The organism is Pantoea sp. GD03673, from assembly GCF_029844725.1.
Taxonomy (GTDB): Bacteria; Pseudomonadota; Gammaproteobacteria; order Enterobacterales; family Enterobacteriaceae; genus Pantoea.
This window is the reverse complement of the sequence record NZ_JAOCKJ010000035.1, coordinates 1-1,353: the sequence shown is the minus strand read 5'-3', so window position 1 is coordinate 1,353 and position 1,353 is coordinate 1. Positions and strand designations below refer to the sequence as shown.

Annotated in this window: 2 protein-coding genes; both read left to right on the top strand. The window is 54.3% G+C overall.

The window, feature by feature from the left end; genetic code table 11:
• On the top strand, positions 1–529 hold a 529-nt coding region (locus N5J69_RS22155), incomplete at its 5' end, for a hypothetical protein (protein WP_279772594.1).
• A 46-nt stretch (positions 530–575) separates the two neighbouring features.
• Positions 576–797 carry a hypothetical protein gene (locus tag N5J69_RS22150; RefSeq protein WP_111535231.1) on the top strand — a complete coding sequence of 74 codons (222 nt, stop codon included), beginning with the start codon at positions 576–578 and terminating at the stop codon, positions 795–797.
• Positions 798–1,353: the final 556 nt, after the last annotated feature.

Here is a 1,353-nt window from a genome sequence, read left to right as displayed (position 1 = left end):
TTCTTTTACTGCAAAGCCATCAGAAGGCATCAACTATGACGCTATCCGGCGCGCCTTCCGTCGCAATCTTTTTTACTTTGGCTATCCGCAGTTCAATGTAAATACTGCAGCACTGCGGAGTGATTTTTCTATGAATCTGGAATATCTGACCGCGGCAACATTTACGCGTGATCAAGTGGAATTTGATACGGGTAAGTACCGCTCGGGAATCGAGATGCTGCTGATTAACGCGCACGAAAAACTGCTCATCACTGTATCTGTGTATGCTCCCAAGGCAGGCGCTGCACCGGAAACCTATGAAACCCGGATCGTGCATTCAGCTAATCCAATTGGCGAAGAAGAATACGCAGAAAATACCGAATACCAGACAACCAACGTTTATAAAGCCGCAGGTGATCTGAATGTCGCGGCACTTGAGTTGTTCTGGTCGGAGCATGAAGGCCTGAGTAAATATGCGCAGCAAAACCTGCCTCTGGCTGACGAATACAGTCCATTTTGTCACTGGCAGTTTTCCCGCCTGAAAGCCTGACTATTCAATCCCTGCGGCATGCCGCAGGGAACCAGGAGAACAAATCATGAACACACAGGAACGTCTGGCGGCAGCGCTTAAAAACCCGCTTAAGGCAGGCTATGTAACTTACTCAGGACACATTATGACTCTGGCGGAATGTGAATCTTACAATCGCTATACAGAAGACGCGGCACGGCCATACATAAGCGAAAAAGCGCGAGAATATCTGCTGGATCAGCGACACCGATATTTTGTCTTAATAAGTGAACCTGAGCGTTTGAGTTAAGAAATGATTCAAGCCGGGCGCAGCAGGTCCGGTCTGCCTCTGGACGTCAGTCGCGTTATAACGACGGGCGGCCCTGCGGGCCGGGGAAAGACGGTGCTGACGCACCGTCTCTCTCCCTTCGCCTGCGCTTTCTCTCTCCGGGATACTGTCCTGTGAGCTTCTTTCCCCGTTTACTATTGCAGTGCTGCAGCAGTTTTATTTCACTGAAGGTCAACGACATGAAAAGCCTGATGGCCCCCTCCGGCTCCCCGGCGTTGCCGGGTCGTCAGCCCTACTGCGCTAACCGGCAGAGCCGGTAAGCTCCGCCGAATCCCTCCGGGTTTCGGGCCTGACGGCTGGGGTCTGATGGCAACGGCCGGGTCAACCCCTGCAGCTGGCTGACGCCAGCGCGTTCACTGGCCACGAATGGCCGTGGCCGCTGAGGACCGGACCGGCACCGTGTTGTGCCGTTCCGGGGCTGTGCCCTGTTCATCTCCCGCGTTCTGTTTTGTTCCCTGAGTCCCTTCGCCGTGCAGAAACCTGGCACCCGGGCGTCTTCACGCAAGGGTCGCACGCT